The sequence below is a fragment of the Marinospirillum sp. genome (assembly GCF_014859565.1).
Window position 1 is genome coordinate 1 of the sequence record NZ_JACUUA010000388.1, and the last position, 2,140, is coordinate 2,140.

The 2,140-nt window shown below is 50.3% G+C and carries 3 protein-coding genes; all 3 read right to left on the reverse strand.

What is annotated here, in order from left to right; all coding sequences use genetic code 11:
- Positions 1-47: 47 nt before the first annotated feature.
- The 3 genes from IBX50_RS20025 to umuD all read right to left on the reverse strand — a co-directional run bounded on the left by IBX50_RS20025 (position 48) and on the right by umuD (position 1,977).
- On the reverse strand, positions 48-986 hold the full coding sequence (locus IBX50_RS20025; protein WP_292258158.1) for a hypothetical protein: 939 nt from the start codon (positions 984-986) through the stop codon (positions 48-50).
- 135 nt (positions 987-1,121) lie between these two features.
- Positions 1,122-1,526, reverse strand: a complete 405-nt coding sequence (locus IBX50_RS20030; protein ID WP_292258159.1) for a HipA domain-containing protein — start codon at positions 1,524-1,526, stop codon at positions 1,122-1,124.
- 16 nt (positions 1,527-1,542) lie between these two features.
- Positions 1,543-1,977, reverse strand: a complete 435-nt coding sequence (umuD, locus tag IBX50_RS20035; protein ID WP_292258160.1) for a translesion error-prone DNA polymerase V autoproteolytic subunit — start codon at positions 1,975-1,977, stop codon at positions 1,543-1,545.
- Positions 1,978-2,140 lie beyond the last annotated feature (163 nt).

Consider the following 2,140-nt stretch of genomic DNA (forward strand, 5'->3'; position numbering starts at 1 on the left):
CCAGGGATGAGCTGAACTCAATGAAAATACGTGTTTCTGGATGGGCACTAACTAGACAGCTCATCCACTGCCCTGACCGCATTGTACTCGTTGCGCTCTAAAATGTAGGGCACCAGTTCAGCCGCAATTTTGGCCATGCCAGACTGCACCCTCATGCGCATCTCAAGGTCATAGTTTTCATCGCGATCAAGGATGTTTGCCATACGAAACTCCTTTTCGTCTTTTTCATAATCGTCCTTGCCCCAGAAGTGATTGTAGAGGTGATCATTGAGCGTATAAAAATCACCAGACAGCATCAGTTCACGGATTTTTTTCTCATCGCCCAGGGTGCGGCTTTGCAGGTACTCATTCTTCTCCTTCTGGTGATTTTTAATGTCTTCCTTGAGGTAGTTGGGGAGGTATGCATACCAGAGCTCTTCCATATCCAGTCCGCCATTAATTGCGGTCAGGCGATTATAGGTATTGGAGCCCAAATGCGGGGGAATCAGCGGCTCAATGACTCGCATGTAGGATGGATGGGAGGAGGTGGTCACTGCCCGGCGCGTGGGTGGGTGATCGCTAAAATAATGGTTCAGATCCCAGTCGTAATCCCGCCCAATGCGAGTCAGTTCCGCAATTGGATCCGTGTAATACTTCAAGGCAAACCGCATGATCTGCGCCAGCATGGAGCTTTCGTAACCTAAATGATTAAAGGCCAGAAGCGAATCCATGCGCACTGACAGGGCGCACATCACATCCCATTCGGACTTTAAAGGCTCTCCGCGCTGCTGGTAAAAATACAGCGCCTCCTCGAGTTCTTTTTTGTACTCACCCCGGATCTGAAGCGATCGTGAGTCACTCATAAACCGATAGCAAGGCTGGTCTTTAATGCCTGTTTTTACAATTTCATCATAAGTAAAGCGCAATTGTCCTGGTGAAGCCTCCCGCAAATACTCAAGGAACTGTGATGTGCTGGAGAATGAGCGAGGCGAGCGGTACTGTGCCATAGTGAGTCCTTAATTGATTTGAATTAAGCTGCTGGATCAGTATGCCGGGTATAGACCGGCAGATCCTGTGTCATGTTGTTGTCCGGTATAGCCAAAATACTGCCTTGCCTATTTGATAACAACTGCAATCCATCTTTAAGTCGTGCGTGGAGTGGTGCCAGTAGATAAAGCCTGCAGCCAGGCTTTCAGTCGTTGATCCAGACGCTGCATATCAATCCTGGGATGATACAGAATTTCCTGTGTTACTGAGCGCGCCTGCAGGCGCTCATACAGACCAAGGCAGCATTGCATGGTATCTACCAGGGTTTGACGAACAGCGTCAGCATCGGCCAGCTGCAAGGCTTGCAAGTGCGATGGCAAACGCCCCCAGTCAATTTCAGAGCCTCGCTCGATTTCTTTTTGCCAGCGGATGCTGCGGTGGATGCTGCTGGCATCAGCGACCATGGGGGCAAAATCATAAATCGGAGCCAGCCGGATGCCTTGCTGATCCTTAATAAAAGAGGTATTGCGGGCATGGTTGTCCGTGTTGCCAAAGATCACATTCAGCTGAATGTCATCACTTTCGCAGGCTATGGATCACATGCGTCACCACGCCAAGAATCTCCAGATCGGCATCCGGTGGTACATGGATTGGACGTAAACGCTGGTTACAGGGCACCAAGCGGGGTGGTGGCCCTAACTGCAACTGCTTGACGGTCAACTCACCATAAAACTGAGCAATCACGACATCCCCTGAGCGTGCTGTTAACGAGCGATCCACCACCAGCACATCATCGGGGAAAATCCCGGCTTCAATCATGCTCTCACCCTGAGCGCGTACAAAGAAGGTAGCGGCAGGCCGTTGAATGCACAACTCATTCAGATCCAGCGGCCGATCCACATAATCCTGGGCAGGCGACGGAAACCCAGCAGACACGCGCTCTAGAAAGAAGGGCATCGGCACAGCGGGAAACTCACCGGCAGAAGCGAGGAAGGTGGCAGAGGGGGGCATACACAAAACTCCGAGAGACTGATTTTTATACAGCATCTAAATCAGGGGCTTCTTTCAACGCAAGCGATGAAAAATCCTGCTGAGTTGCCAGGTAGGAGTATGTTTGGTATATCAATGGATTAAGCCATTTTTCTGGTATCATTTCCTGACCAAATCCAGCCTT

What these genes read in the sequence shown, in the direction of transcription:
- IBX50_RS20025 (WP_292258158.1), bottom strand. Translation starts at nt 986, where the DNA reads ATGGCACAGTACCGCTCGCCTCGCTCATTCTCCAGCACATCACAGTTC.
- umuD (WP_292258160.1), bottom strand. Translation starts at nt 1,977, where the DNA reads ATGCCCCCCTCTGCCACCTTCCTCGCTTCTGCCGGTGAGTTTCCCGCT.